Genomic DNA, 26,151 nt, shown 5'->3' with positions numbered 1-26,151 from the left:
AGTCAGAGGGCGCCGCAACCTTGGCATAGCCAACAGGAAGGATAGCTCATGCCCAAGGACATTTCACTCCCTACCACCGCAGTAAAGGAAGACGTTGACTATGGTGATCCGCAGCGCTTAGCTGCCATCGACCTAGGTTCAAATAGCTTCCATTTACTGGTGGCTAACTACCAAAACGAGCGCCTACAGGTGGTCGCTCGTCTGGGAGAAAAAGTGCAGTTAGCCGCCGGGCTAGATGACCAGGGCTACCTAAGCGAAGCTGCTATGCAGCGAGCATTAGACTGCCTAGGCCGATTTGCGCCCTTTCTAAAAGATATTGAAGACGCCAACCTGCGCATTGTGGGCACTAATGCATTGCGCGATGCCAATAACAGCCAAGCCTTTATTGAGCGCGCCGAAGCCCAGCTCGGTCATGCCATTGAAATTATTGCCGGCCGAGAAGAAGCCCGTTTGATTTACTTGGGGGCTGCCCACGCTTTAGCAGAAAATGGCCGACGTTTTATTGTTGATATTGGCGGCGGGTCTACCGAATTTATCATTGGCGAGTCCTTTGAGCCCAAAGCGCTGGAAAGCCTGCGGATGGGCTGTGTTACCTTTAGCCGCCGTTTCTTCCCCGATGATGAGCTAAGTGAAAAGCGCATGCGCCGCGCTGAGCTGGCGGCGTTTTCTGAATTAGCCAACATTCAACGTCCTTACCAGCGCCTTGGCTGGGACGACCCCGTAGGTTCAAGCGGAACGATTAAAGCCGCTGCAAGCGTGCTATACGCCTACGGCGACACGCCTCAAGAGGGCGTTATCACCCGTAGTGGCTTGAAAAAGCTCCGTGAACGTCTGCTGAAGTGCAAACATTTGGATAAAGTTGAACTAGACGGCCTAAAACCCGACCGGGCAAAAGTTTTTCCGGCAGGTATCGCCATTTTGAGCGCTATCTTTGAAGCCTTTAACCTTTCCCAAATGCGCTTTGCCGATGGCGCCCTGCGGGAAGGCGTGCTGTACGACATGGCTGGACGCAACAGCGCAGAGGATACCCGCTCCAAGAGCGTGGATGCGCTAAAACGGATTTACGATGCTGATTCCCGACAAGCGGAAAACGTCGCCGATACCGCCGCTCGCTTGTTTCATAAAGTAAAAAAGGCATGGGGACTAACCAAAACACAGGGCCACTACCTCATATGGGCCAGCCATGTGCATGAAATTGGCTTGGCCATCTCGCATAGTCAGTTCCATCGTCACGGTGCTTACTTGCTAGAGCACTCCGACTTGGCAGGCTTTTCACGCCCGGAGCAGCGGTTATTGGCATTTTTAGTACGCGCTCACCGACGCAAATTCCCGCTCAAAGAGTGGCAGGCACTGCCCATTTCACATCAGGAAGGGTGTGCAAAACTGGCCCGCTTGCTGCGCCTTGCCGTACTGATCAACCACTCTCGGCCCGAGAGCGCCCCCCCTTTGCCGGAAATTAGCGTGGAGGACTCAATACTGACAGTGACACTGCCTACTAGCGATGAGCCCACCCTACTCAGCACCGACATGGAGCAAGAGCAGGCGTTTATGGTCGCGGCTGGATTTACGTTTGCCGTACGTCAGGAACAGTAAAAATAGTCTCTTTCGCCTGCCATAGCACCTGGGCAGGCGGTTGAATGACGCCAACGCACCTCTCCCCCTCTAGCACCACTATTAAGCGCTTGCGTTCCCAAGGCGGCAGCCCGCTCTCTTGCAGCAGCCGCTTTAAATCCCGGCGACCGCGGCCTGGAAGATCAATAACCTCGCCCCCCTGACGCCAGCGCAGCGTCATCGAACGCGAGGATGGCATTGAAACCATCAGTTTTCCCAGCGGAGTGGAAAGTCCTGCCTGACCATCCCAAGCCGTTTCCCAGTCAGGCAGCGGTGGCAAAGCGGCCATAAGATAGAGCCGCTGACGCCATACCCGCGCCTCAACGCCCGGCCATACCACCTTCACCTGTGCATCGGTGGAGACGGCTAGCTGCGCCAACAGGCTGTCTAAGCGTTTCTGGGGCGGAGTAGGTAAGCCTAACTGTTGGCAGAAGGTACGCACCAGCAAGCGCTGGCGGGGGAGACTACGCTGGCCTAGCGCGGTGGTGTCAAGGCAACCCTCCCCCACCGCAAGGCTTGCCAATTCGCTCGCCGCATACTCGACCAGTAGCTGGTCAGCTTCCCCAGCGTGCTGGGCACTTTTTGCAAGCGAGCTTGCGGCGCCTGGCCAGCGCGTTTGAAGCTGCGGCATCACTTGGTAACGCAGGCGATTACGGTCAAACGCCACATCCGCGTTGGTAGGGTCTTCATACCACTCCAGCGCCAGCTCCTTGGCGGTTTCCGCTAGCGTGCGCCGGCTAATACTCAACCAGGGGCGCAGTAGGGTTAACCCTTGCCACACACGCCGGTAGGGCATGCCCGCTAAGCCCCGAATACCGCTGCCCCGCAGCGCTGCCAGTAGCAAGGTTTCCGCCTGGTCATCCTGATGCTGGGCCAACCAGAGCGTATCGCCGTGGGGGATCGACTGCTTGAAGGCGCTATAACGCGCATGCCGTGCAGCGCTCTCAATGCCCTCTCCCTGGCTGTTCACCACCACATGAACCACGGTCAGCGGCACACCTAGGCCATCACACACTAACCGACAGTGCGCCTCGAAGGCGCTGGCGGCTGATTGCAGCCCATGGTTGATGTGGATAGCGCGCAGCGGGCGACTCGCATCTCGGCAAACGTGAGCAGCAAGCGTCAGCAGCAGCGACGAGTCCAGCCCGCCGGAAAGTGCTACCCAAATAGTACGCCCTGGCGGGGTCTCCGCCAGGGCGTCATTTAGCAAGCGGAGTAGCGGCTTAGGCAGCTGGGGCGCCATAGCTCATCAGGCGCTTGTAGCGGCGATCAAGCAGCGCATCGGTATCTAGACGTTGTAGGCGATCAAGGCTGCCTGCCAAGGCTTCTTTAACACGCTCGGCGGTGGTCAGCGGGTGGCGATGAGCGCCGCCCAGCGGTTCTTTGATCAGCTCGTCGACAAAACCTAACTCTTTCAGACGTTCGGCGGTAATCCCCATGGCCTGAGCGGCATCGGAGGCTTTTTCCGCGCTCTTCCACAGGATGGAAGCACAGCCTTCTGGTGAAATTACCGAGTAGGTAGAGTACTGCAACATATGCAGCTCATCACACACACCTATCGCCAGTGCGCCACCAGAGCCCCCCTCACCAACCACAGTGGAAATAATGGGGGTTTTCAGACGCGACATCACGGCCAGGTTATACGCAATGGCTTCTGACTGACCACGCTCCTCAGCATCGATACCCGGGTAAGCGCCAGGCGTATCGATAAACGTCAGAATCGGCATTTTAAAGCGCTCGGCCATTTCCATTAAACGGCAGGCTTTACGATAACCTTCTGGGCGCGGCATACCGAAGTTGCGGCGCACCTTCTCTTTTACATCACGGCCTTTTTGATGGCCGATGACCATTACCGGCGCATCATTCAAGCGCGCAATACCACCGACCAGTGCCGCGTCGTCAGCAAAATTTCGGTCGCCGTGAAGCTCATCAAAATCGGTAAAAATATGCTCAAGATAATCCAGCGTGTAAGGGCGCTGAGGGTGGCGAGATATCTGGGAAACCTGCCAGGGCGTTAAATCCTTGAAGATCGATTCGGTTAACTTGCGACTTTTCTCTTCCAGCCGAGCAATCTCATCGGAGAGATTCACCTGGCTATCAGAGCTGACCAAACGCAGCTCTTCAATTTTTGCCTGGAGTTCGGCAATGGGCTGTTCAAAATCGAGGTAATTAGGATTCATCGGCTCTGCCTGATCAAAGTAAGCATGCATATGTCATTAGAAAATAAAGGGCATTATCGCACCCTGACCCTGCCACGCAAGTTGGGTACACGCCCTACTGCTATTTAACCGTGCATTATCTATCAGTGAGCGTTATCGATAGCGCAGTTGCACACCTGCCTGTCCTTGCACATCGCGCAGCGCGAGCAGCAAGTCATCGCTGGGGGCTACCTTCCACTCATCGGCTAGCTCCAGCCATGCCACCGCATCCGGATGGCGATACTGCAAACGCACGGGCAAGCCCGCTTCATCCCGGTAGGGGGTGAGGCTGTCGCGCAGGCTTTCCACCAACCGGCCGTTGATCTGCTCGGCATCCAGTGCCAGCTCCACTGCCTGCCCGTAGCGTATCCGCGCCGTCACCATGGGCGTTACATCTTTGCCACGCAGGCGCATGCCGCCAGAAAAGTCATCATTTGAGACCTCCCCTTCGACAATAATCACCTGATCAGACTCAATCTGGCCGCGTAGCTGCTCAAACAATTCACCAAACAGCGAGGCTTCAATGCGCCCGGTACGGTCATCCAAGGTGATAAATGCCATGGTATCGCCACGCTTGGACTTCATCGTACGCATCGCCACTACCAGCCCCGCCACCCGCTGCGGCTCGCGGGAAGGTTTTAGATCGCTGATGCGTGTCGAGACAAAGCGTTTTAGCTCCCGCTCGTACTCATCAATTGGGTGACCTGTCAGGTAGAGGCCCAGGGTATCTTTTTCCCCTGAGAGCCGCTCGCGGTCAGTCCATTCACGGGCGTTATGATATTCGGCGTAAGGGTCGCTTGCTTCCTCTTCTGCGCTGAACGACTCACCGAACATATCCAGCATACCCAGGTTCTGGTTCGCGTGGTTTTGAGCAGCGGCTTTTAGGGCGTCTTCCATGGCGGCGGCAAGCACTGCCCTGTTGGGCCCAAGCGTATCCAGCGCCCCTGATCGAATCAGCGCTTCCAAGGTCCGCTTGTTCATCCGTTTGGGGTCGAGGCGGCGACAGAAATCAAACAGGTCTTTGAACGGGCCATCGGTATTGCGGGCCTCAACAATGGCGCCAATCGGCCCTTCGCCGACACCGCGTATCGCCCCCAGCCCGTACACCACACGGCCTTCGGTATCGACAGTAAATCTGTAACCACCGACGTTAACATCCGGCGGGGTAACGGTAAGCTTGAGGTTGCGGCACTCCTCAATTAACGGCACCACTTTATCCAGGTTATCCATTTCCGTGGACATAACCGCGGCCATAAACGGCCCTGGGTAGTGAGCCTTCAGCCAGGCGGTTTGATACGATACCAAGGCGTAAGCCGCGGAGTGGGACTTGTTAAAACCGTAGCCCGCAAACTTTTCTACTAGGTCAAAGATATTGCCCGCCAAATCTTTGTCGATGCCGTTGTCGGCGCACCCTTCCATAAAGCCTGCGCGCTGTTTGGCCATCTCTTCGGGCTTTTTCTTACCCATGGCGCGACGCAGCATATCCGCCTGCCCCAGCGAGTATCCCGCCATCACCTGAGCGATCTGCATGACCTGCTCTTGATACAAGATAATGCCGTAGGTGGGGCTTAGCACCGGTTTCAACAGTTCGTGCTGATAATCCGGGTGTGGATAAGAGACTTCTGCACGACCGTGCTTACGGTTGATAAAGTCATCGACCATGCCCGACTGCAGCGGCCCCGGGCGGAACAGCGCCACCAGAGCGATCATATCGTCTAGCGAATCTGGCAGCAGACGCTTGATCAGCTCCTTCATACCGCGGGATTCCAACTGGAAGACGGCGGTAGTTTCAGCCCGCTTGAGCATCTCGAAGGTTTTGCCGTCGTCTAACGGAATAGCGTCGATGTTGAGCGGCTCTTGGCCGTTAACACCCCGCACTTTATCGACCATTTTAAGGGCCCAGTCGATAATCGTCAGCGTACGCAGCCCGAGGAAGTCAAACTTGACCAGCCCAGCCTCTTCAATATCGTTTTTATCAAACTGAACCACTAAGCCTGAGCCATCTTCATCACAAAGCAGCGGCGAAAAGTCGGTCAGCTTGGTGGGCGCAATCACCACACCCCCGGCGTGCTTGCCGGTGCCTCGGGTGGTGCCCTCTAGCTTGAGCGCCATCTCCCAGATCTCTTCGGCCTCTTCGTCCTTCTCGATGAACTCTTTGAGCGCGGGCTCTTGCTCAATGGCTTTGGCAAGGGTCATGCCCACTTCAAAAGGAATCAGCTTCGAGAGCTTGTCGCCCAGCGAGTAGGGGCGGCCTTGGGCACGCGCTACGTCGCGCACCACCGCTTTAGCAGCCATGGTGCCAAAAGTGACAATCTGGGAAACCGCATTACGACCGTAGCGGTTAGCAACGTATTCAATTACTTTGTCGCGCTTTTCCATGCAGAAATCGACGTCAAAGTCGGGCATGGAGACACGCTCGGGGTTTAGAAAGCGCTCAAACAGCAGGTCGTAACCAATGGGGTCAAGGTCGGTGATTTTTTGCGCGTAGGCCACCAGTGAACCCGCACCCGAGCCACGCCCCGGCCCTACCGGCACATCGTTATCCTTGGCCCACTGAATAAAGTCCATAACGATCAGGAAGTAGCCAGGGAAGCCCATCTGGATAATAACGTTCAGTTCAAACTCAAGCCGGTCCCGGTAGCGCTGGTCGATCTCACGAAATGACTCGCTATCACGGGGGTATTGCTCGGCAGGAAAAAGAAAATCCAGCCGCTCAGTCAAACCGTCGTGGGAGACCTTGCGGAAAAACTCATCCTGGGTCATGCCTTCGGGAATTTCGAACTCGGGTAGGAAAATCTCACCCAGGCGCACATCCACGCTGCAGCGCTCGGCGATCATGACGCTGTTTTCTAGCGCCTCAGGTATGTCAGCAAACAGTGCGGCCATTTCCTCGGGGCTTTTCAGGTACTGCTCTTCGGTATAACGGCGCTCGCGACGCGGGTCGTCTAGCGCTTTGCCTTCGCCAATCGCCACGCGGGTTTCGTGGGCCCAAAAGTCCTCACGCTCTAAAAACCGTACGTCGTTAGTGGCGACTACCGGCGTGCTTGACTCAATGGCCAGTTGAACACTGGCGTGAACACACTCTTCCTCAAGCGGCCGCCCCGTACGAATCAGCTCTAGGTAGAAGCGATCAGGAAAGGCGCGCTGCCACTCCTCCAGCAACAGCCGCGCTTCACGTTCATGCTCAGATAATAAGTGGCGGCCAATCTCCCCTTCGCGTCCGCCAGACAGGGCTATCAAGCCGTCGCTTTGATCTAGCACCCACTGTTTATCCAGAATAGCGCGCCCCTGGCGCTGGCCCTCACTCCACCCTTTGGAAATTAACTCGGTGAGGTTGCGGTACCCAACCCCGTCCATGGCCAGCAGCGTAATACGGTACGGATGCGCGTCATCATTGGGGTTATGCAGCCATAAATCACTGCCAATGATGGGCTTAAGCGCGGCTCCTTGGGCGGCTTTGTAAAACTTCACCAAGCCAAACAGGTTGGCCTCGTCGGTCAAGGCCAACGCCGGCATCCCGCGCTCAGCGGTGGTACTGATCAATGACTTGAGTTTGACCAAGCCATCAACCAGAGAGTATTCACTGTGCAAACGTAGATGAACGAACGGAACCGTCATGGGACTCTCAGCAACAGAACTAGATAAATAGAGAAGGCTTACAGCAGCGCTAACTGACGCTGTACCGGCGCGAAACTGCGGCGATGCTCGGCAAGTGGCCCATGAGCGGCCAGTGCTGCCAAGTGCTCTTTCGTGGGATAGCCTTTATGTCGGGCGAAGCCATACTCAGGATAGCGCATATCCAGCGCCACCATCTGCGCATCCCGAAAGACTTTGGCTAAAATAGACGCGGCGGCAATCGCCGGATGACGAGCATCGCCCTTTACCACCGCCTGGCCCGGCAGTGCGTGCCCCGGCAAGCGGTTGCCATCTACCAGCAGATACTCTGCTTCAGGGGCCAAGGCATCTACTGCCCGGCACATCGCCAGATGGGTCGCATGGTAAATATTGAGCTGATCCACCTCTGCTGCACTCGCTTCGGCAACAGCGAACGCCAGTGCCCGCTCGCGGATCTGCACGTCCAGCGCTTCTCGCTTACGGGCGGTAAGCTTTTTTGAATCTGTCAGACCTTCAATAGGCTGGGAGGGATCAAGAATCACCGCCGCGGCCACCACGCTACCGATCAGCGGGCCTCGGCCGACTTCATCCACACCCGCCAGACGATCACCCTGGTAATGAATGACCAGCGCTGGATAGTCAGCAAGTTTAACGGCCATGATGTCGCCCTTCTTGGCCCGCTATTTCATCGTTATCTAAAGGTTCGCCTGCCACTAGCGAGGTGATTGCCTGGGCGGCGCGCTGACTGGCGTTGCGCTGGAGCGTTTGATGCATGCGTGCAAAACGTGCTTCCAGAGCGTGCCGCGTCGCCTCATCCGCCAATAGCTGGTCAAGCTGATCGGCAATCGCTTCCGATGTGGCAGCCTCCTGAATCAATTCAGGCACCAGGCTCTCTTGAGCGATCAGGTTGGGCAGTGAAATCCACTGGGTTTTCACCAATCGTTTTGCCAGCCAGTGAGTAGCCGGGGCCATTTTATAGGCCACTAACATCGCACGATGACAAAGCATCGCTTCAAGGGCAGCGGTGCCCGAAGCCAGTAACACGGCGTCGCTTGCGACCATGGCTTCGCGGGCCTGGCCATCCAGTAGCGAGACGCGCTCGCGTAAGGAGGGATAGCCTACCAGTAGCTGGCTGACCTCCTGATAACGCTGCGGGGTCGCCGCGGGAATAACCACGTGAAGCGTCTCATGGCGCTGGCAGAGCAACTCGGCGGCGCGTAAAAAAGTCGCGCCTAAAAAACGAATTTCATTGCCCCGGGAGCCGGGTAGCAACGCGACAATTGAAGCCTCAGAGGGAAGTCCAAGCGCTTGACGAGTAGCGTGACGGTCATTCTCAAGGGGCAGCTCATCGGCCAACGGGTGACCCACAAAGGCGACGGGCACATGATGGCGATGGTAAAAATCGGCTTCAAAAGGCAGCAGAGTTAACATCCCATCAACGGCCTTAGCGATCTTTTTGACTCGCCCCTGCCGCCACGCCCATACCGAGGGGCTAACGTAGTGGGCAGTTTTAAGCCCGGCATCGCGTAGCTGTTTTTCTAGGCCAATATTAAAGTCGGGGGCGTCAATACCAATCATGATATCGGGCTGCCAGACAAGCGCTTCTTCGCGCAGCGTGCGGCGCACGCGTAACAGCTCAGGAAGATGCTTAACCACCTCAACCAAGCCCATGACGGATAGCGTTTCAAGGGGAAAGCGGCTGACAAGCCCTTGCGCTTCCATGCGTGGCCCACCCATACCGCGAAACTCGACGCCGGGATGACGAGCGCTTAACTCGCGCATCAATCCAGCACCTAAGATATCGCCGGAAAGCTCGCCAGCCACAAGGTATACGCGCTCAAGGGTCATAAGGACGGAAAAACCGATTAGAGGTGAGTGTTAGCGCACAATGCCACGGGTGGAGCGATCAATGGAGTCAGCAAAGAGAACAACTTCCGGTAACTCGAAGCGGCTACGCATCTCACTCACCGCCTGCTCTACAGTCAGCCCTTGGCGATACACCATTTTATAAGCGGTGCTGAGCGCGTTAATAGCGTCACGACTGAATCCACGACGCTTCAACCCCACCAGATTAAGACCTCGGGCTTCGGCGGGGTTACCGTTAATCATCACATAGGCAGGGGTATCTTTAGTGATAATCGAGCCGCCACCCGCCATAGCGTGCTCGCCAAAGTGGCAAAATTGATGAACCGCTGACAAACCGCCAAGTATAGCGAAGTTGCCAAGGGTGACGTGACCGGCCAACGTTACCTGATTAGCCAAAATACAGTCGCTACCAATCACGCAGTCGTGCCCGACATGGACATAGGCCATAAATAAGTTACGCGAACCAATAGTGGTCTCACCACGATCCTGCACCGTTCCGCGATGGAGGGTAACGCCTTCACGGATCACGTTATCATCGCCCATCACCAAACGCGTTGGTTCACCAGCGTACTTTTTATCCTGGCAATCCTCGCCCACCGAGGCGAACTGAAAAATGCGTGTACGCTCACCCAGCACCGTTGGACCTTTGATCACCACATGGGGGCCAATGATTGAGCCGGCGCCAATCGTAACGTTTGCTCCAATAACGCTAAACGGGCCCACCTCAACGTCATCAGCAAGCTGCGCCGTCGGGTCAACCAGTGCAGTAGGATGTATCAAGCCACCTTCCTCTCGGCACAAATAATTTCAGCTTCGCACGCCAGTTCACCATCAACCGTCGCGCGGCAAGCAAATTTCCAAATCCCCCGCTTCCCACGAATCACGTTTGCTTCCAATACCAGCTGGTCGCCAGGCATCACGGGGCGCTTAAAGCGTACTTTATCACTTCCTACCAAATAGTAGACGTAGCCATCAGCGGGCAGTTTATTAACTGTTTTGAAACCTAAAATACCGCACACTTGGGCCAAGGCTTCAACCACCAGCACACCGGGCATAATTGGGTGATGGGGAAAGTGGCCATTGAAAAACGGCTCATTAATACTAACATTTTTGAACGCAACGATGGATTCGCCAATGGTTAATTGCGTCACACGGTCCACCAGTAAGAACGGGTAGCGGTGCGGCAAGTATTCGCGAATTTCGTTAATATCCATAACCATCGTAACGACCTCTAAAATGACAAAAGGCCTGAAAAAAATCAGGCGCTCACCAGCTCAGCGGCTGGTTAAAAGGCAGTGGATTATAACCTGCTGCAAGCAAGCCTCAAGCCACTGCCTAAGAAATTCAAGCGACCACTATTCTGAACGCTGACTTTTTTCCATCCGCAATAATCGCTTGGCAATATCATCGAGCTGTTTAAAACGCACGGCATTTTTTCGCCACTGCGCATTACTCATCGCCCCCGTGCCTGAGGAGTAAACACCCGGCTCGTGAATTGAATTAGTAACAAGGCTCATTCCAGTGACTTGCACGCCATCGCAAATAGTTAGATGCCCTGAAAGCCCTACGCCGCCGCCTAACATGCAGTGTTTACCCACTTTGGTTGAACCTGCAATACCCACGCAGCCGGCCAGTGCGCAGTGATCACCAATGGTGACGTTATGTGCGATCTGTACTTGGCTGTCGATTTTTACGTCGTTGCCAATCACCGTATCGCCAAGCGCACCACGATCAATGCTTGAGCAACTACCTACTTCAACATCATCACCCAGCACAACACCACCCAACTGAGCAATCTTATGCCAGCCTGCACCGTCATGAGCAAAACCAAATCCATCACCACCAATGACGCAGCCACTTTGCAGAATGCCACGCTTACCAATAACCACACCGTGGCACACGGTGACATTGGGATGCAATCGTGTGCCTTCACCAATGATACTATCTGCACCAACCACACTGCCCGCCCCAACCACCACACGGTCGCCTAGCACTACGCCAGCTTCAATCACCGCATGGGCCTGAATCGACACATCTTTCCCTAGCGTAATGCCTTCTGCGACGACTGCCGAAGGATGGATACCGGGTACATCCCGTGCAGGAAGCGGGTCGAACAGCTGAGACAGCTTGGCATAACCCAAGTACGGGTTTTCCATCTCTAAGCGAGGAACCGGGCAGTTTTTGCCGTGCTCAGGATGCAGCAAAACCGCGGCGGCACGGGTCGTGGCGAGGTCTTTGAGATACGCACGATTGGCAAGAAACGCGACCTGATCGGATGTCGCTTCCTTGAGCGTAGCCAAACCACGAATAGGCTGGTCTGCGTCGCCCTGAAAATCAACCTCCAGGTGACGTGCGATATCGGCTAGGGTGAGGTGTTGAGAAGCGTGCGTCATGGAAGCCCAGAAAAGCTATGGTGCGAGCAAGCCCGCACCAGCATTCATGAAATTAGTTTAACGAATCGAAAATCTGTGTGACCTCATTGGTCACGTTGGGTAAGTCTGTCGATGAGTGCAGTACGCCTTGAGGCTCTACTAACACATCAATATTGTGGCGTTGCAGCACCTGCTCAACGGCGCGCTCAAGCTTAGACTCTGCACCTTCCAAAAACTGCTGTTCAGAGCGCTGCTGAGCTTGAAGCACTTCACGACGCAGCTGTTCAAAACGACTGCCCTTCTCCTGCAGCTCGGCAATTAACGAATCACGCTGGGATTGCGACATGGTTTCGCCTTCGCGCTGCAGCCGCTCTTGCAGTTGCTGAAGCTCATTGCCTAGCGACTGCGCTTCGCGCTGCTGGCCGCCAATTTGTTGCTCTAGCTGGCTTAGCGAGGACTGGGCTGACTGGGTGTTCATCAACGCGGCGCGCCAATCGAGCACTGCAACCTCGGCGGCGTGAGCGGGTAGCACCATCGCTCCAAATAGACACACAGCTGCTGCCAATTTACGCATCATATAGCTCCTTCGATTAGAACGTTTGACCCAGCGAGAACTGGAAGAACTGAGTGTCATCTCCGCTTTCGTCATTCAGCGGCTCGGCAATACTGAACGTTAGCGGGCCTACCGGTGTTAGCCAGGATAGACCAATACCCACACTGTAGCGCAGATCGCTAAGGTCAACGCCTGAACTGCACTGTTGACGTGCGGCATCCTCTTCCAGCACGTCATAACAGGAAGTCAGGAATGTGTTACCTGCATCCACAAACAGCGATGTTTGCAGTGAACGCTGATTCTCAATAAATGGCAGAGGGAAGAGCACTTCAGCGCTACCCTGGACCAAAACGTTACCGCCCATTGTACGATCACGACCGCCTTCACGCGCAGGCGTTGTTCGCTGGCCTAACGTGTTTGAGGTAAAGCCACGCACAGAGCCTAAGCCGCCTGCGTAGAAGTTCTCATAAAAGGGGTATGGGTCGTTGCTGCCAAGGGTGTCGGCATAGCCCAGATGACCGCTAAATTTAAGCGCCCAGGTTTGATCATCGTTAATCGGGAATAGCTGCTGACCACGCGCTTGCAGCTTGTAGTACTCTGCATCACTGCCCGGCACGCCGGTTTCCGCGGAGACCCGCTGGTAATTACCGGCCGTAGGCATGATGCCGCGGTTCAGATTGTTGCGCGTCCAGCTTGCCGTTAATTTAAGGCTTTGCGCATCTGCGCCTTGGTCTTCCACGTAGCGACGAATTTCTGACGCCGTGTCGTTAAACGTTCTCACCGTCAGATCTTCGATGCTGGCGCCAAAATTGAGCCGCGAAAGCTCGCTTATTGGGTAGCCAAAATTAATCCCCGCGCCATAAGCATCTGTTGAGAACGTCGAAATATCCGAATCAGCGTAGTCAGTCTCCCGGTAAAAAAGGTTATAACCGCGAGAGATACCGTCTAGTGTCCAGTAGGGGTCGGTAAACGCGAAGTTGACGCTGGTAAACGTATCGCTGCGCTGGGCGCCGATATTGACGCGGTTCCCCGTACCTAGGAAGTTATTTTGAGCAAGCCCAACGCCGTAAATCACCCCGGCGCTTTGCGAGAAGCCAACGCTGGCAGAAACCGAGCCAGAGGGCTGCTCTTCTACGTTGTAGGTGACGTCAAGCAGGTCAGGCTGGCCTGGCACAGGCTGAGTATCGACTTCAACCTGGCTAAAGAAGCCAAGGCGCTCAAGCCGCTGACGAGACCGGGTAATCGACTCAGTTGACGCAGGCGCCCCTTCCAACTGAATCATTTCACGACGCAGCACCTCGTCTTGAGTCGTGGTGTTACCGAAAAACTCAATACGACGCACGTACGCACGCTGCCCTGAGTTAACAGCAATCACTAGGTCAACGGTTTCACCATCGTCCGCCATTTCAGGCACGCCCTGAATCTCTGCAAACGCAAACCCTTCGGCACCCAGGCGCTGACGCAATGCTTCGGTAGAGGCATTCACCTGCCCACGAGAGAAGGTATCCCCACTACTAATTTCCAGCAGTTGACGGGCCTCATCTTCACTAATCTGCAGGTCGCCAGCAAAACGGATATCACCCACGCGATACTGACTACCCTCATCAATATTGAGCGTAATAAATATTTCAGACTTCTCTGGACCGATAGAAACCTGGGTAGAAGTGACATCAAAGTTCACGTAACCACGATCCAAGTAGAAAGAGCGCAGACGCTCAATGTCGCCGGAGAGCGCCTCTCGGGAGTACTCATCCCGAGAGAACCAGCCAAACACTCGCCCTGGACGGTCATTGAGTTCAAACACAGAGCGTAACGTGTCATCGTCAAAGTCTTCGTTACCAACAATATTGATTTGACGAATTTTCGCTACTTCACCTTCATTGATATTAATGTTGACCTGAACTCGGCCCTCATCAATTTCATCAACGTCGACATTGATGCCTGCACTGTAGCGCCCCTGAGATTGATAGACGCCTTCCAGCTCACGCTGAATCTCTTCCAACGTAGAAAGCTGCAGCACCTGGCCTTCTGATAAACCCGACTCGCGAAGCCCGTTGCGTAAATCTTCTTCAGAAATTTGCCGGTTGCCACTGATGTTCAACCGCGCAATCGTGGGGCGTTCGACCACCTGAACAATGAGGACATCGCCCTCTCGTGCGAGGGAAACATCCTCGAACAGGCCCGTTGCAAACAGATCGCGTGCGGCAGCAGATAGCTGCTGCTCACTTACGCGGTCATTTGCACTCACAGGAAACGCATTAAAGACCGAGGCGGCGGAGACCCGCTGTAGTCCTTCCACACGAATGTCCGAAACATCAAAGGATTCTGCTTGGGCGCTGCTGGCGCCTGCCAGCAAAAGTGCCGCCATTCCAAGGGTCTTGATTTTCATGCAGTCAGTTCGCTCGCGTTGGTCTGCCTGTCGTTCCAGACAGGCACCATATACATTTGTGCAGGCAGATGACAAGGCATCCAGCGCGCTACACGCGTCATTACCACAGGCGCATCAGATCAAAATAGAGAGCCATCAACATGAGGGTACCTACCATGGCAAGCCCGATGCGAAGCCCTACCGCTTGAGTTTGTTCAGAGACCGGCCGGCCACGCACGACCTCTATAAAATAATAAAGCAGGTGCCCACCATCGAGCACCGGGATAGGCAGTAAATTGAGCACCGCCAGACTAATGGAAAGATACGCTAGAAAGCCAACAAAGGCTTCCATCCCTGCACGGGCAGAGTCGCCAGAAATTTGCGCGATCGTGATAGGCCCAGATAAATTAGAGGGTGAAATCAGTCCCACCAACATTTTGCGAATCGCATCGACCGTCAGTAGCGTCATTTCACCGGTGCGAGATAACGCTTGTCCAACAGCCTCTACTGGCCCATAACGAATTTCTCGCTGCAGCTCGTCAGGCCAGGAGACATGCTGTACACCGGCACCAATGTAGCCAATCTCTCGCCCCCCCTCGACGGTATTACTGCCGGGCGTGAGCGACAGCGTACCCTGCTCTTCGCCGCGCTGATAGCTAACGTCTAAGGTTTGGCCTGCGCTATCACGGATCATGGCGACAAACTGCATCCAGTCGCTCACCGCCTCACCGTTTAAGGAAAGAATGCGATCACCCGGCTGAAGCCCTGCCTGAGCGGCAGCTTGGCCATCTACCACTTGACCCAGTACAGCTGGCAAATCAGGGCGCCACGGGGTAATGCCTAAGCTTTGCAGCGGCTGTGGTGGGTCCTGGCGAACCAGATAATTATTGACCGGCAGCTGGTATACCTGAGGAGTGCTCGCCCCCTCGGGCAATGCTTCAAAGGTCAACTCCCCGCTAAAGCCAATAATGGAAACCAGCTTAAGGTTTATCTCTTCCCAGGAACGCATCGCGTCGCCCTGGATAGAGGTAATTTCGCTGCCATGGGCAAGGCCTGCTTCGGCAGCAGGCGAATCTGGCTCAACTTCACCTACGATAGGCATGACCGTTGTAGTGCCTGCTACAAACAACGCCCAGTAGGCGACGATAGCCAGTAAAAAATTAGCCAGGGGGCCAGCGGCAACAATGGCAATTCGCTGCCAAACATTTTTGCGGTTAAACGCCTGATCAAGCTGCTCATCCGGCACGGGCGCTTCACGCTCGTCAAGCATTTTTACGTAGCCGCCTAGCGGTATTGCCGCCACAGCGAACTCGGTGCCATGCCGGTCTACGGTCGACCACAGCGGCTTGCCAAAGCCGACTGAAAAACGCAGCACCTTGACTCCACAGCGTCGCGCGACCCAGAAATGGCCGAATTCGTGGAAGGTCACCAGCAACCCAAGCACCACGATTACCGCTAAAATATTTTGTATCAGGCCCACACTTCGCTCCTTTACACGCTGCTCAGCGAATGGCTGAAACCTACGCGCCCTGCATGTTTTATCGCTGTATTTTCAATGCCGCCTGTTCCCGAGCCCACTTATCCGCTGCTAAAACTTGTTCAAGCGAATCAGCGTTACCTTCAAAAGGCTGGCTCATGACCTCAGCAACCACCTCTGCAATAGCGCTAAAACCAAGCTGCCCTTCCAAAAAGGCGTCTACTGCGACCTCATTAGCAGCGTTGAGAATTGCCGGTGCTGCCCCGCCTTTTACCATCGCCTCTCGGGCTAGACGCAGGCACGGAAAGCGCGTTTCATCCGGCGCTTCAAAGTCGAGCCTGGCAACCTGAAAAAGATCTAATGTCTCAACGCCTGCATCAATTCTCTCAGGCCATGCCAACCCATAAGCAATCGGCGTACGCATATCAGGGTTGCCCAATTGCGCAATAACCGAGCCGTCATCGTAAGCCGCCATGGAGTGGATCACGCTCTGGGGATGCACGACCACTTGAATTTGTTCAGGGGTAGCATCGAACAGCCAACATGCCTCTATCAGCTCTAGTCCCTTATTCATCAGGGTGGCACTATCCACCGAAATTTTACGCCCCATCGACCAGTTAGGGTGAGCGCACGCTTGCTCGGGCGTCACCTTGGCAATGTCTTCTGGGCGCCAAGTACGAAATGGGCCACCAGAGGCAGTCAAAAGCAGTTGCCGGACACCGTGACGCGCAAGGCCACCTCGGTGCTGAGCTGGTAGACACTGATAGATAGCATTATGTTCAGAATCAATCGGCAAGAGCGTTGCACCGGAACGCGCCACGGCATCCATAAACAGCGCTCCGCTCATTACCAGCGCTTCTTTATTGGCGAGCAGTACACGTTTACCCGATTCCGCCGCTGCCAGCGCGGGCAGTAACCCTGCAGCACCGACGATAGCCGCCATCACCGTATCGACTTGAGCCTCGCGGGCTACGTCGCACAGCGCCTCTGGCCCCGCCTGCACCTGAGTAGGGATACCTGCCTCAACTAACGCATCACGCAGCCACTGCGCGTCAACCGGGTCGTTAAGTACCGCCACGCTAGGCTGGTGCGTTTTGCACTGATCCAGCAAGGCCTCTTTCGAAGTATGGGCTGTTAACGCATATACCCGGTAGCGGTCAGGGTGGCGGGCAATCACATTAAGCGTACTATTGCCAATTGAGCCGGTAGAGCCAAGCACCGTTACGTGCTGAAGCGGCGGCGGACTCATAATGCACTCACCTGTAGGTGAAGCACCTGCAGGTAGAATAGCGCAAAGATTGGGATAGCCGCCGTTAAGCTATCAATGCGATCCAGCACGCCACCATGGCCGGGCAATAACTGGCTAGAGTCTTTAATATTGCGATAGCGCTTCAGCATGCTTTCCAGCAAATCACCCAGCACCGAGACCAGTGTCACCAGTGCGGTAATGATTATCAGCGTTAACCCACCGGAAACGCCCAGTGCCTGCCAAATTGCAAACCCTATGGCTAACAGCGAAGTGGCAACCAGTCCGCCCACAACCCCCTCCCAGGATTTGCCTGGGCTCACCCTCGGTGCCAGCTTGCGCTTGCCCCAGCGGCGACCGGAAAAGTAGGCGCCAATATCCGCGCACCACACTAACAGCAGTACAAACAGTAGCCACACTGCCCCGCTATCACGGAGAACATTGAAGCCAACCCAGCACGGCAGCAGCACCCAGAGCCCCATCAACAAGCGACGTGAAGTGGCCTGCCACTGGTGCCCTGCTTCAGGATAGCGGGTAACCCAATAAAGATTGAGCAGCCACCCAATTGCGGCAATCCATAATGGCCAAGCGGCTAATACTGCGCCGCTCAGCCACATGATAACCATGAGCAGTGCCAGCCCCGCGACACACTGCAAACGCGAGCGTTGGCGGGTAATGCCAGCTAGGTTTGTCCACTCCCACGCACCCAGCAATACAATACATGCTGTAAATAGCGCAAAGGCGCCGCCTTGAAGTCCGAACAGGCCGATCAGCGTTAGGGGAGCCAACCAGGCTGCAGTGATAATCCGCTGTTTAAGCACCTTGCGCCTCTATTTGTTCATCAGTCATACCAAAGCGGCGGCGGCGCTGGCAAAAATCATCCAGCGCCGTATCAAACGCCGCTGCGTCAAAGTCAGGCCACAACAGAGGGGAAAAATACAGCTCAGCATAAGCCAGCTGCCACAGCATAAAGTTGGAAAGCCGCTGCTCGCCACTGGTACGAATACACAAATCCACCGGGGGTACCTGGTGGGTGTTCATCGCCACATCGAGGCGCGCTTCATCGATATCAGCTGCCGCCAGCTCCCCAGCGGCAACCTCCTCAGCCAACTGCCTGGCAGCGCGTGCAATATCCCACTGGCCACCATAGTTGGCCGCAATCACCAGATGCATTCCCGTATTTGCAGCGGTAAGCGCTTCAGCGCGCTGGATATGCTTTTGAATAGCATGGGAGAAGCCACGTTGTTCGCCAATAATGGAAAGGCGAACATTACGCTCGTTGAGCTTTTTAACCTCGCGCTTAAGCGCCATTAAAAAAAGCTCCATAAGCGCATTGACCTCATTCGCAGGACGCTTCCAGTTTTCGCTGGAAAATGCGAACAAGCTTAAGGTTTTCACACCACGCTCGGCTGCGCGCTGGATCACCGCTCTAACGGTTTCAACCCCCGCGCGATGGCCGCGCACACCAGAAAGCCCACGAGCTCGCGCCCAGCGGTTGTTGCCATCCATAATGATAGCAACGTGCAGCGGCAATGCCTCCTCGGAGTGAGAAGGCGTTGCGCCGCCCGGCTGCTTTTCAGGAAGCTGCGGTGACGTCATGGATTCTCTCACCAAAGATCAGTCATAAGTAAGCCAAGCGATGGCCCAGCGGGCAGTACTTGGCTGCCCGCGGCTAAATGAAAACAGGCAATTATACCTGCATGAGATCTTGTTCTTTTGCGGCAAGTGCCTTGTCGATCTCGGCGATGTACTTGTCGGTCAGCTTCTGGATTTCATCTTCGCCCTGGCGCTGATCGTCTTCGGTGATTTCTTTATCCTTGAGCAAAGATTTGAAATCGCCGTTGGCATCGCGGCGCACGTTGCGCACCGCCACGCGTGCGTGTTCCGCTTCGCTGCGGGCTTGCTTGATATAACCTTTGCGCGTCTCTTCAGTCAGCATCGGCATCGGCACGCGAATAACGGTACCGGCACTTGAAGGATTAAGCCCCAGGTCAGAGGTCATAATAGCCTTCTCAATTTTAGGCACCATGCCCTGCTCCCAGGGAACTACTGCCAGCGTCCGCGCGTCTTCCACGTTAACGGAAGCCACTTGGCTTAACGGCACTTGGCTACCGTAATATTCGACGCTAACGGCGTCTAGAATACTGGGATGAGCACGCCCTGTACGAATTTTGTTGAAGTTGCCATTCAGCGCTTCAACACTTTTTTTCATGCGGGAGTCTGCATCTTTCTTAATGTCGTTGATCACGTTGTTACCCTCTGTCTATCAGCGTGCCTTCCTTGCCCCCTACTACCAAATTCAGCAGAGCGCCAGGCTTGTTCATATCAAATACCCGCACCGGCATATTATGGTCACGTACCAGGCAGATCGCGGTCAAATCCATTACACCCAGCTTCTGCTCTAGCGCATCATCATAGGAAAGCTGGTCATATTTTATAGCGTCGGGATACTTCACCGGGTCCTTATTGTACACGCCGTCTACCTTCGTGGCCTTGATAACCACATCGACGTCTACTTCGATACCGCGTAAGCAAGCAGCCGAGTCGGTGGTGAAGAAAGGGTTGCCAGTGCCTGCCGAGAACAGCACCACGTCGCCGGACGTTAAATAGCGGATGGCCGTGCGGCGGTCGTAATGCTCCACCACACCGCTCATGGGAATCGCTGACATGACCCGCGAACGAATATTAGAGCGTTCCAGGGCATCCCGCATGGCCAGTGCATTCATCACCGTTGCCAGCATTCCCATATGGTCACCCGTCACCCGATCCATGCCCGCTTCATTCAGCGCTGCGCCACGGAACAGGTTACCACCCCCAATTACGATCCCCACCTGAACACCAATACCTACCAACTGGCCAATCTCAAGCGCCATGCGATCCAACACTTTCGGATCGATACCAAACTCGTGCTCACCCATCAGTGCTTCGCCTGAAAGCTTCAGCAAAATACGCTTGTACTTTGACTTCGACTTATCAATTTTAGAGGCAGCAGCGGGGGTAGACTCTTGAATATCATGTGACATGGCATCTCTCCTGAGGCAGAACTAGGCACCGGTGGGCGGGGCAGCCCAATTTAGTAGGGGCCGGATACACGAAGGCGTGCGCTCCCGCGCACGCCATCTTTTTACTAGAACCTCTGACCTTAGCGACGGCCAGCCTGTTCCATGACTTCTTTAGCAAAGTCGACTTCTTCTTTCTCGATGCCTTCGCCCACTTCAAAGCGGGTAAAGCTGACCACTTCACCACCGGCCGCCTTCACGAACTCAGCAACGGACTGGTTCGGATCTTTAACGAACGGCTGCTCGGTCAGGCTGTTTTCGGCCAGGTACTTCTTCAAGCGGCCTTCAACCATTTTCTCAGCGATCTGCTCTGGCTTACCGGCCATATCTGGCTGGGCCATGATGATCGCTTTCTCTTTATCCAGCTCTTCCTGAGGCATGTCTGCCGGAAGGGCTACCGCTGGGTTGATCGCGGCAACGTGCATCGCTACGTCTTTAGCGGCTTCGCTGTTACCACCGGTCAGAACGGTCAAAACGCCAATGCGGCCACCGTGAACGTATTCGCCCACCAGACCACCTTCAACCGCGTTGACCACAACGGCACGACGCACACCGATGTTTTCACCGATTTTCTGAACGAGCTGCTCACGGGCAGACTCAAGGTCGCCAGCCATAACAGCCGCCACATCTTCACTTTTCGCCGCAAAGAACGCTTCAGCGATCTTATTGGTAAACGCGATGAAGTTGTCGTCACGGGCAACGAAGTCGGTCTCGGAGTTAATTTCAACCATCACGCCGTAGCTGCCGTCTTCGGCTACACGGGTAACCACTGCGCCTTCTGCTGCAGTGCGGCCCGCTTTCTTCGCGGCTTTAAGACCAGAGCTTTTACGTAGATTCTCGATTGCGACTTCGATATCACCGTCGGTTTCAGTGAGTGCTTTTTTACACTCCATCATGCCAAGACCGGTACGTTCGCGCAGTTCCTTAACCTGGGAGGCGCTGATAGCTGCCATGAGAATTCACCTCGGAAATGGTTCTAGCTGAGAGTTAAACGCGCTACAGAGTATAAGTGCGGTTGATGACCACCGCGACTTACTGTGCAGTGCGCTTGCCGGCGATAAGTAACCGGCGTGTTCGGCCCGCCCGGGCGTACCCAAAGCGGGAAAAAGGGGGCATAAGGCCCCCTCTTAACGCGATGCGGCCTAACTGCCCGCCGCACCTACTGCCCGTATTACTCGGCAGCAGCGTTAGTATCGGCGGAAGCGGCTTCTTCAGTCACTTCAACGAACTCGTCCGGACGACCTTCTTTCGCGCGGTTACAGGCGTCAGCAATTGCTTTCACGTAGATCTGAATAGCGCGGATGGAGTCATCGTTACCCGGGATCACGTAATCAACGCCATCTGGGTTGGAGTTGGTATCTACCACGCCAATAACCGGGATGCCCAGCTTATTGGCTTCGTTGATCGCGATGCGCTCGTGGTCAACGTCGATAACGAACAGTGCGTCCGGCAGGCCGCCCATGTTCTTGATACCACCGATAGAACGCTCAAGCTTATCTTGCTCGCGCGTTGCCATCAGAACTTCTTTCTTGGTCAGCTTATCGAACGTACCGTCTTCGCGCATAACTTCTAGCTCACGCAGACGCTTGATGGACTGACGAATAGTCTTAAAGTTGGTCAGCATGCCGCCCAACCAGCGATGGTTGACGAACGGCTGGCCAACGCGATTCGCTTCTTCTTTGATGATCTTGCTAGCGCTGCGCTTGGTGCCAACAAACAAAATTTTGTTGTTGGATGCCGCCATCTTCTCAATCACATCGACCGCTTCGTTCAGTGCAGGCAGAGTGTGCTCAAGGTTGATGATGTGAATCTTGTTGCGCGCGCCGAAGATGAATTTACCCATCTTCGGATTCCAGTACTTGGTCTGGTGACCGAAGTGAGCGCCTGCTTTCAGCAGGTCACGCATATTAACGTGAGACATGGTAGAACTCCTGAAACTCGGGTTAGGCCTCCACGCACCCCATGGATCCGACCAAAGGCGTCGTTAAACGTCGCCAGCGGCACCCGGGACCATGTGCCGGTGCATGTGTGTTTTCAAGGCTTGCTGTTAAGCAGCGCAGGGGTATCCTTGCTGCTATCAAATTGCCTTCCATCGATCACCCTGCCAGCCAAGAAGCATGGGATGGCGATTGCAGGAAAGCGCGCGGCTTTATACCATAGATCATTGCCAAGATGAAGTCACAGTCCATGTAACGGCTTTACTTCGCCGCTCGCTTTTGCCGTTTATCACTTGCTGTCTACCACTTACTTACGAGCCCACATCGAGAATTCATGAACGTTCCTATTAAGTCGCCTTCTGAAATCGAGAAAATGCGCGAGGCCGGGCGCCAAGCCGCCAGCGCCATTGAAATGATCACTCCGCATATAAAAGCGGGTATCAGCACGGGTGAAATTGACCGTCTGTGTCACGCATATATTGTCAACGAGCTGGGCTCTACCCCAGCGCCGCTTAATTACCACGGTTTTCCTAAAGCCACCTGCACCTCGATTAACCACGTGGTATGCCATGGCATTCCCGATGATGCCAAAAAGCTTAAGAACGGCGACATCATGAACCTGGACATTACGGTCAAAACCGCCGACGGCTATCATGGCGACTCCAGCGTGATGTTCGTGATCGGCGAAACAATCCAGGGCGAGCGCCTGTGCCGGATCACTCAGGAGTGTTTATACAAAAGCATCGAACTCATTAAACCCGGCGTCCGCTTATCAGAACTTGCTCGTGTAATTCAAAAGCATGCCGAAGACCACGGCTACTCCGTGGTGCGCGATTTCTGTGGCCACGGCATCGGCGCTGACTTCCATGAAGACCCGCAGTTCTTACACTACGATGGTTATGCACCGGACGCGGATATCGCGCTGGAAGCAGGCATGTGCTTTACCATTGAACCGATGATTAACGTCGGCGGCTACAAAACCAAGGTTCTGCGCGATGGCTGGACCGCTGTCACCAAAGACCGCAGCCTGTCAGCCCAGTGGGAACACACCCTGCTGGTCACCGAGTCCGGCGTTGACGTGCTAACCGCACGCAGCGACGAAGACTTTAGCTTTCTGAATCGCTGATGCTACTCCACCACTACCGGTTCGAGCCGGACACCGCACTGTATGACCTTGACGCTTTTCGCACCGAGCTTGCAGGGGCACGCTCCCCCGTCGCGCCATTCAAGGCGGCGCTGCGGGAGCTGCAGGCCAGGCTAGATGAACAGTTCCGTGCCGGCGCCGACATTCGCAATCTTGTACGCGGCCGGGCGTGGTATCTTGATCAGCTGCTGGCCATTGCCTGGGCACAGCACACTTGGCCTGATGATAGCGTCGCCCTGGTAGCGGTGGGCGGCTATGGCCGCGGCGAACTGCACCCCCACTCTGATATTGATTTACTGTTTCTACTAGAGCGCGACGACGACACCCCCTACCGGGAGTCGCTGACCGCTTTTATCACTTTTTTATGGGACATCGGCCTGGAGATTGGCCACAGCGTACGCTCCCTCAATGACTGCGTGCGCGAAGCCGAAGCGGATGTCACGGTGATCACCAATCTTCTAGAGTCACGGCTGATTGCTGGCCCCGAATGGCTACGAGAGCAGATGCGCGAGCGGCTTAACGCTGACGACCTTTGGCCTGCCAATCGTTTTTTCGAGGCCAAGTGGCAAGAGCAAATTACCCGCCACTACCGCTACAACAACTCTGAGTATCACTTAGAACCCAACCTTAAAAGCTCACCCGGCGGGCTGCGCGATATTCAAATGATCGGCTGGGTGGCCAAGCGCCACTTTGGCACCGAGCAGTATGCCGACATTGTCGCCAATGGCTTTATGAACGATGCCGAACTTCGCATTCTAAGCCAAGGCCAAGCCTTTTTGTGGCAGGTGCGTTATGCCCTGCACATGCTGACAGGCCGCGCCGAAGACCGGCTACTGTTTGACCATCAGCGCACCATTGCTGAAATGTTCGGTTTCAAAGACACGCCTGAGCGCCTAGCGGTCGAACAGTTTATGAAGCGCTACTACCGGCATGTGACGGCCCTGGCAGGGCTTAATGACATGCTGCTGCAGCACTTTGATGAAGTTATTCTACGCGGCAAAGAATCACTGGAAACGGTGAAGCTAAACGAGCGCTTTGAAATTAAAGGCGGCTACATTCAGGTGCGTTCGCGCAGCCTGTTCCGCGAGCGCCCGGCAGCGATGCTAGAGCTGTTTTTACTGATGGCGAAACACCCTGAGATAGAGGGCGTGCGTGCGGACACCATTCGCTTAATTCGCGACCACCGTCACCAAATTGACGACCACTACCGGGAAGACCCGCGCCACCAGCGGCTGTTTATGGCTATTATTCGCGCACCGGGTAACGTTCCCCGCCAGCTGCGGCGTATGAACCGCTACGGCATTCTCGGTAAATACCTGCCGGAGTTTGGCCGCGCCGTAGGGCTAATGCAGCACGACCTATTTCATATCTACACGGTGGATGCCCACACCCTGCGCTTGTTGAAATTTCTACACGGCTTCCGCAAGCCCGATGCCAAAGGCGACTTTCCTGTGGCCGCCACGCTGATCCACCAACTGCCCAAGCTGGACTTACTCTGGATTGCCGGGCTATTTCACGATATTGGCAAAGGTCGCGGCGGCGACCACTCTGAGATTGGTGCGCGTGATGTTGAGCACTTCTGCAAACGTCACCACGTTTCCCAGCGCGACACCAATTTGGTGAGCTGGCTGGTAGAGCACCACTTATTGATGTCCATGACCGCCCAAAAGCGCGATATCAGCGACCCTGATGTGATCCGCGACTTTGCCCTGGTGGTTCGCGATGAAACCCGCCTAGACTATCTCTATGTGCTCACCGTAGCCGACATCAATGCCACCAACCCCACGCTGTGGAACGGCTGGCGTGCCTCACTGCTCCGCCAGCTCCACGCCGAAACCAAGCGGGCATTACGGCGCGGGTTAAATAACCCGCCTGACAGGGATGACTGGGTACGGGAAACCCGCACCGAAGCCCGCTCTTTATTGCAAACCATTGGGGTGGATAGCCACCAGATCGACCAGCTCTGGGAATCCCTGGGCGAAGACTATTTCCTACAGTACGCACCTAGCGAAATCGTTTGGCAAACCCAGGGCATTCTTGCTCATCAGCCCTCACCGCTGCCCCTGGTGCTGATCAGCGCACCCACCGCAGATATGGCGGAAGGCGGCACCAAAGTATTTATCCATACCCGCTCGGTAGACGACCTTTTTGCCGCCACCGCGGCGGCCATGGAGCAGCTGGGGCTGTCGATTCACGATGCCCGCATTGCCACGTCCCACAATAACTGGACACTAAATACGTTTATCGTGCTTGATAACGTTGGCCAGCCTATTCGTGATCTTGAGCGTATTGAAGAGATGCGCCAGCACTTGGTGGAAGAGCTGGACGATCCAGACGACTACCCAGACATTGTCTCCCGTCACACGCCTCGCCAGCTGAAACACTTCAAGGTGCCTACCGAAGTGTTAATTGAGCAGGACCCAGCCAACGAGCGCACGCTTTTAGAGCTAACCGCGCCCGACCGCCCCGGCCTGCTTGCCCGGGTTGGGCGAATTTTCATGGAGCAGGATATCGCCCTCTCCGCTGCCAAAATTGCCACCCTTGGCGAGCGGGTAGAGGACGTATTCTTTATTACCAATAAAGCGGGTGAGCCACTCACCGATCCAGAGCGCCAGCAGCAGCTACGCGAGCGCTTGATTGAGGTATTAGGGGTTTAATATTTTTTGCAACCCCGGTTAGGTTTGAGCCTACACCGGGGCTTGCCT

At 55.3% G+C, this 26,151-nt stretch carries 21 protein-coding genes; 3 read left to right on the top strand and 18 right to left on the bottom strand.

Annotated elements, in window-relative coordinates:
- The first annotated feature begins 48 nt into the window (after positions 1-48).
- Positions 49-1,593 carry an exopolyphosphatase gene (ppx, locus tag P8S54_RS14085; protein ID WP_281442225.1) on the top strand — a complete coding sequence of 515 codons (1,545 nt, stop codon included), beginning with the start codon at positions 49-51 and terminating at the stop codon, positions 1,591-1,593.
- On the opposite strand, the gene tilS is transcribed toward ppx, so the two are convergent.
- The 18 genes from tilS to rpsB form a co-directional block, all read right to left on the bottom strand.
- Positions 1,565-2,854 carry a tRNA lysidine(34) synthetase TilS gene (gene tilS, locus P8S54_RS14080; protein ID WP_281442224.1) on the bottom strand — a complete coding sequence of 430 codons (1,290 nt, stop codon included), beginning with the start codon at positions 2,852-2,854 and terminating at the stop codon, positions 1,565-1,567. The genes ppx and tilS overlap by 29 nt on opposite strands.
- Positions 2,835-3,791, bottom strand: coding sequence for an acetyl-CoA carboxylase carboxyl transferase subunit alpha (gene accA / locus P8S54_RS14075; protein WP_281442223.1), 957 nt, complete (start codon positions 3,789-3,791; stop codon positions 2,835-2,837). Before accA ends, tilS begins: the two co-directional genes overlap by 20 nt.
- 132 nt (positions 3,792-3,923) lie before the next feature.
- Positions 3,924-7,427, bottom strand: coding sequence for a DNA polymerase III subunit alpha (gene dnaE / locus P8S54_RS14070; protein ID WP_281442222.1), 3,504 nt, complete (start codon positions 7,425-7,427; stop codon positions 3,924-3,926).
- Positions 7,428-7,465: 38 nt separating this feature from the next.
- On the bottom strand, positions 7,466-8,083 hold the full coding sequence (rnhB, locus tag P8S54_RS14065) for a ribonuclease HII (RefSeq protein WP_281442221.1): 618 nt from the start codon (positions 8,081-8,083) through the stop codon (positions 7,466-7,468).
- Positions 8,073-9,272, bottom strand: a complete 1,200-nt coding sequence (gene lpxB / locus P8S54_RS14060) for a lipid-A-disaccharide synthase (protein ID WP_281442220.1) — start codon at positions 9,270-9,272, stop codon at positions 8,073-8,075. Before lpxB ends, rnhB begins: the two co-directional genes overlap by 11 nt.
- Positions 9,273-9,302: 30 nt before the next feature.
- Positions 9,303-10,070, bottom strand: coding sequence for an acyl-ACP--UDP-N-acetylglucosamine O-acyltransferase (lpxA, locus tag P8S54_RS14055; RefSeq protein ID WP_009101748.1), 768 nt, complete (start codon positions 10,068-10,070; stop codon positions 9,303-9,305).
- Entirely contained in the window at positions 10,067-10,510 is a 444-nt protein-coding gene (gene fabZ / locus P8S54_RS14050) for a 3-hydroxyacyl-ACP dehydratase FabZ (protein ID WP_035540934.1), read from the bottom strand. Before fabZ ends, lpxA begins: the two co-directional genes overlap by 4 nt.
- Positions 10,511-10,645: 135 nt before the next feature.
- Positions 10,646-11,683: a UDP-3-O-(3-hydroxymyristoyl)glucosamine N-acyltransferase gene (gene lpxD / locus P8S54_RS14045; protein ID WP_281442219.1), complete on the bottom strand. Its 1,038-nt coding sequence runs from the start codon at positions 11,681-11,683 to the stop codon at positions 10,646-10,648.
- A gap of 52 nt (positions 11,684-11,735) precedes the next feature.
- Positions 11,736-12,236 (bottom strand): OmpH family outer membrane protein, encoded by a 501-nt coding sequence (locus P8S54_RS14040; protein ID WP_281444110.1) that lies wholly within the window; start codon positions 12,234-12,236, stop codon positions 11,736-11,738.
- Between the two features lie 16 nt (positions 12,237-12,252).
- Complete coding sequence (gene bamA / locus P8S54_RS14035; RefSeq protein ID WP_281444109.1) at positions 12,253-14,583, bottom strand: outer membrane protein assembly factor BamA; 2,331 nt, start codon at positions 14,581-14,583, stop codon at positions 12,253-12,255.
- A 121-nt stretch (positions 14,584-14,704) separates the two neighbouring features.
- On the bottom strand, positions 14,705-16,063 hold the full coding sequence (gene rseP, locus P8S54_RS14030; RefSeq protein WP_281442218.1) for an RIP metalloprotease RseP: 1,359 nt from the start codon (positions 16,061-16,063) through the stop codon (positions 14,705-14,707).
- A gap of 58 nt (positions 16,064-16,121) precedes the next feature.
- A complete protein-coding gene (ispC, locus tag P8S54_RS14025) occupies positions 16,122-17,309 on the bottom strand; it encodes a 1-deoxy-D-xylulose-5-phosphate reductoisomerase (RefSeq protein ID WP_281442217.1) in 1,188 nt (395 codons plus the stop codon).
- Positions 17,306-18,127: a phosphatidate cytidylyltransferase gene (locus P8S54_RS14020; protein WP_281442216.1), complete on the bottom strand. Its 822-nt coding sequence runs from the start codon at positions 18,125-18,127 to the stop codon at positions 17,306-17,308. Before P8S54_RS14020 ends, ispC begins: the two co-directional genes overlap by 4 nt.
- Positions 18,120-18,905 carry a polyprenyl diphosphate synthase gene (gene uppS / locus P8S54_RS14015; protein ID WP_009101732.1) on the bottom strand — a complete coding sequence of 262 codons (786 nt, stop codon included), beginning with the start codon at positions 18,903-18,905 and terminating at the stop codon, positions 18,120-18,122. The genes P8S54_RS14020 and uppS overlap by 8 nt, the downstream gene beginning before the upstream one ends.
- A 91-nt stretch (positions 18,906-18,996) precedes the next feature.
- A complete protein-coding gene (gene frr, locus P8S54_RS14010) occupies positions 18,997-19,554 on the bottom strand; it encodes a ribosome recycling factor (RefSeq protein WP_009101730.1) in 558 nt (185 codons plus the stop codon).
- Positions 19,555-19,558: 4 nt separating this feature from the next.
- Complete coding sequence (gene pyrH, locus P8S54_RS14005; protein WP_009101728.1) at positions 19,559-20,329, bottom strand: UMP kinase; 771 nt, start codon at positions 20,327-20,329, stop codon at positions 19,559-19,561.
- A 119-nt stretch (positions 20,330-20,448) separates the two neighbouring features.
- On the bottom strand, positions 20,449-21,318 hold the full coding sequence (tsf, locus tag P8S54_RS14000) for a translation elongation factor Ts (protein WP_281442215.1): 870 nt from the start codon (positions 21,316-21,318) through the stop codon (positions 20,449-20,451).
- Between the two features lie 218 nt (positions 21,319-21,536).
- Positions 21,537-22,286: a 30S ribosomal protein S2 gene (rpsB, locus tag P8S54_RS13995; protein ID WP_281442214.1), complete on the bottom strand. Its 750-nt coding sequence runs from the start codon at positions 22,284-22,286 to the stop codon at positions 21,537-21,539.
- A 350-nt stretch (positions 22,287-22,636) separates the two neighbouring features.
- Between rpsB and map the strand changes: the two genes are divergently transcribed.
- Positions 22,637-23,428, top strand: a complete 792-nt coding sequence (gene map, locus P8S54_RS13990) for a type I methionyl aminopeptidase (RefSeq protein WP_009101722.1) — start codon at positions 22,637-22,639, stop codon at positions 23,426-23,428.
- On the top strand, positions 23,428-26,103 hold the full coding sequence (locus P8S54_RS13985) for a [protein-PII] uridylyltransferase (RefSeq protein ID WP_281442213.1): 2,676 nt from the start codon (positions 23,428-23,430) through the stop codon (positions 26,101-26,103). Before map ends, P8S54_RS13985 begins: the two co-directional genes overlap by 1 nt.
- Positions 26,104-26,151: the final 48 nt, after the last annotated feature.

This window comes from Halomonas sp. M1, assembly GCF_029581375.1.
Lineage (GTDB): Bacteria > Pseudomonadota > Gammaproteobacteria > Pseudomonadales > Halomonadaceae > Vreelandella.
The sequence above is the reverse complement of the archived record's forward strand: the minus strand, read 5'-3'. Positions and strand labels throughout refer to the sequence as shown.

Excerpts from the sequence above, each read along its gene's own strand:
- ppx (WP_281442225.1), top strand. The coding sequence starts at position 49 with ATGCCCAAGGACATTTCACTCCCTACCACCGCAGTAAAGGAAGACGTT.
- tilS (WP_281442224.1), bottom strand. The coding sequence starts at position 2,854 with ATGGCGCCCCAGCTGCCTAAGCCGCTACTCCGCTTGCTAAATGACGCC.
- accA (WP_281442223.1), bottom strand. The coding sequence starts at position 3,791 with ATGAATCCTAATTACCTCGATTTTGAACAGCCCATTGCCGAACTCCAG.
- dnaE (WP_281442222.1), bottom strand. The coding sequence starts at position 7,427 with ATGACGGTTCCGTTCGTTCATCTACGTTTGCACAGTGAATACTCTCTG.
- rnhB (WP_281442221.1), bottom strand. The coding sequence starts at position 8,083 with ATGGCCGTTAAACTTGCTGACTATCCAGCGCTGGTCATTCATTACCAG.
- lpxB (WP_281442220.1), bottom strand. The coding sequence starts at position 9,272 with ATGACCCTTGAGCGCGTATACCTTGTGGCTGGCGAGCTTTCCGGCGAT.
- fabZ (WP_035540934.1), bottom strand. The coding sequence starts at position 10,510 with ATGGTTATGGATATTAACGAAATTCGCGAATACTTGCCGCACCGCTAC.
- lpxD (WP_281442219.1), bottom strand. The coding sequence starts at position 11,683 with ATGACGCACGCTTCTCAACACCTCACCCTAGCCGATATCGCACGTCAC.
- P8S54_RS14040 (WP_281444110.1), bottom strand. The coding sequence starts at position 12,236 with ATGCGTAAATTGGCAGCAGCTGTGTGTCTATTTGGAGCGATGGTGCTA.
- bamA (WP_281444109.1), bottom strand. The coding sequence starts at position 14,583 with ATGGCGGCACTTTTGCTGGCAGGCGCCAGCAGCGCCCAAGCAGAATCC.
- ispC (WP_281442217.1), bottom strand. The coding sequence starts at position 17,309 with ATGAGTCCGCCGCCGCTTCAGCACGTAACGGTGCTTGGCTCTACCGGC.
- uppS (WP_009101732.1), bottom strand. The coding sequence starts at position 18,905 with ATGACGTCACCGCAGCTTCCTGAAAAGCAGCCGGGCGGCGCAACGCCT.
- pyrH (WP_009101728.1), bottom strand. The coding sequence starts at position 20,329 with ATGTCACATGATATTCAAGAGTCTACCCCCGCTGCTGCCTCTAAAATT.
- tsf (WP_281442215.1), bottom strand. The coding sequence starts at position 21,318 with ATGGCAGCTATCAGCGCCTCCCAGGTTAAGGAACTGCGCGAACGTACC.
- rpsB (WP_281442214.1), bottom strand. The coding sequence starts at position 22,286 with ATGTCTCACGTTAATATGCGTGACCTGCTGAAAGCAGGCGCTCACTTC.
- map (WP_009101722.1), top strand. The coding sequence starts at position 22,637 with ATGAACGTTCCTATTAAGTCGCCTTCTGAAATCGAGAAAATGCGCGAG.
- P8S54_RS13985 (WP_281442213.1), top strand. The coding sequence starts at position 23,428 with ATGCTACTCCACCACTACCGGTTCGAGCCGGACACCGCACTGTATGAC.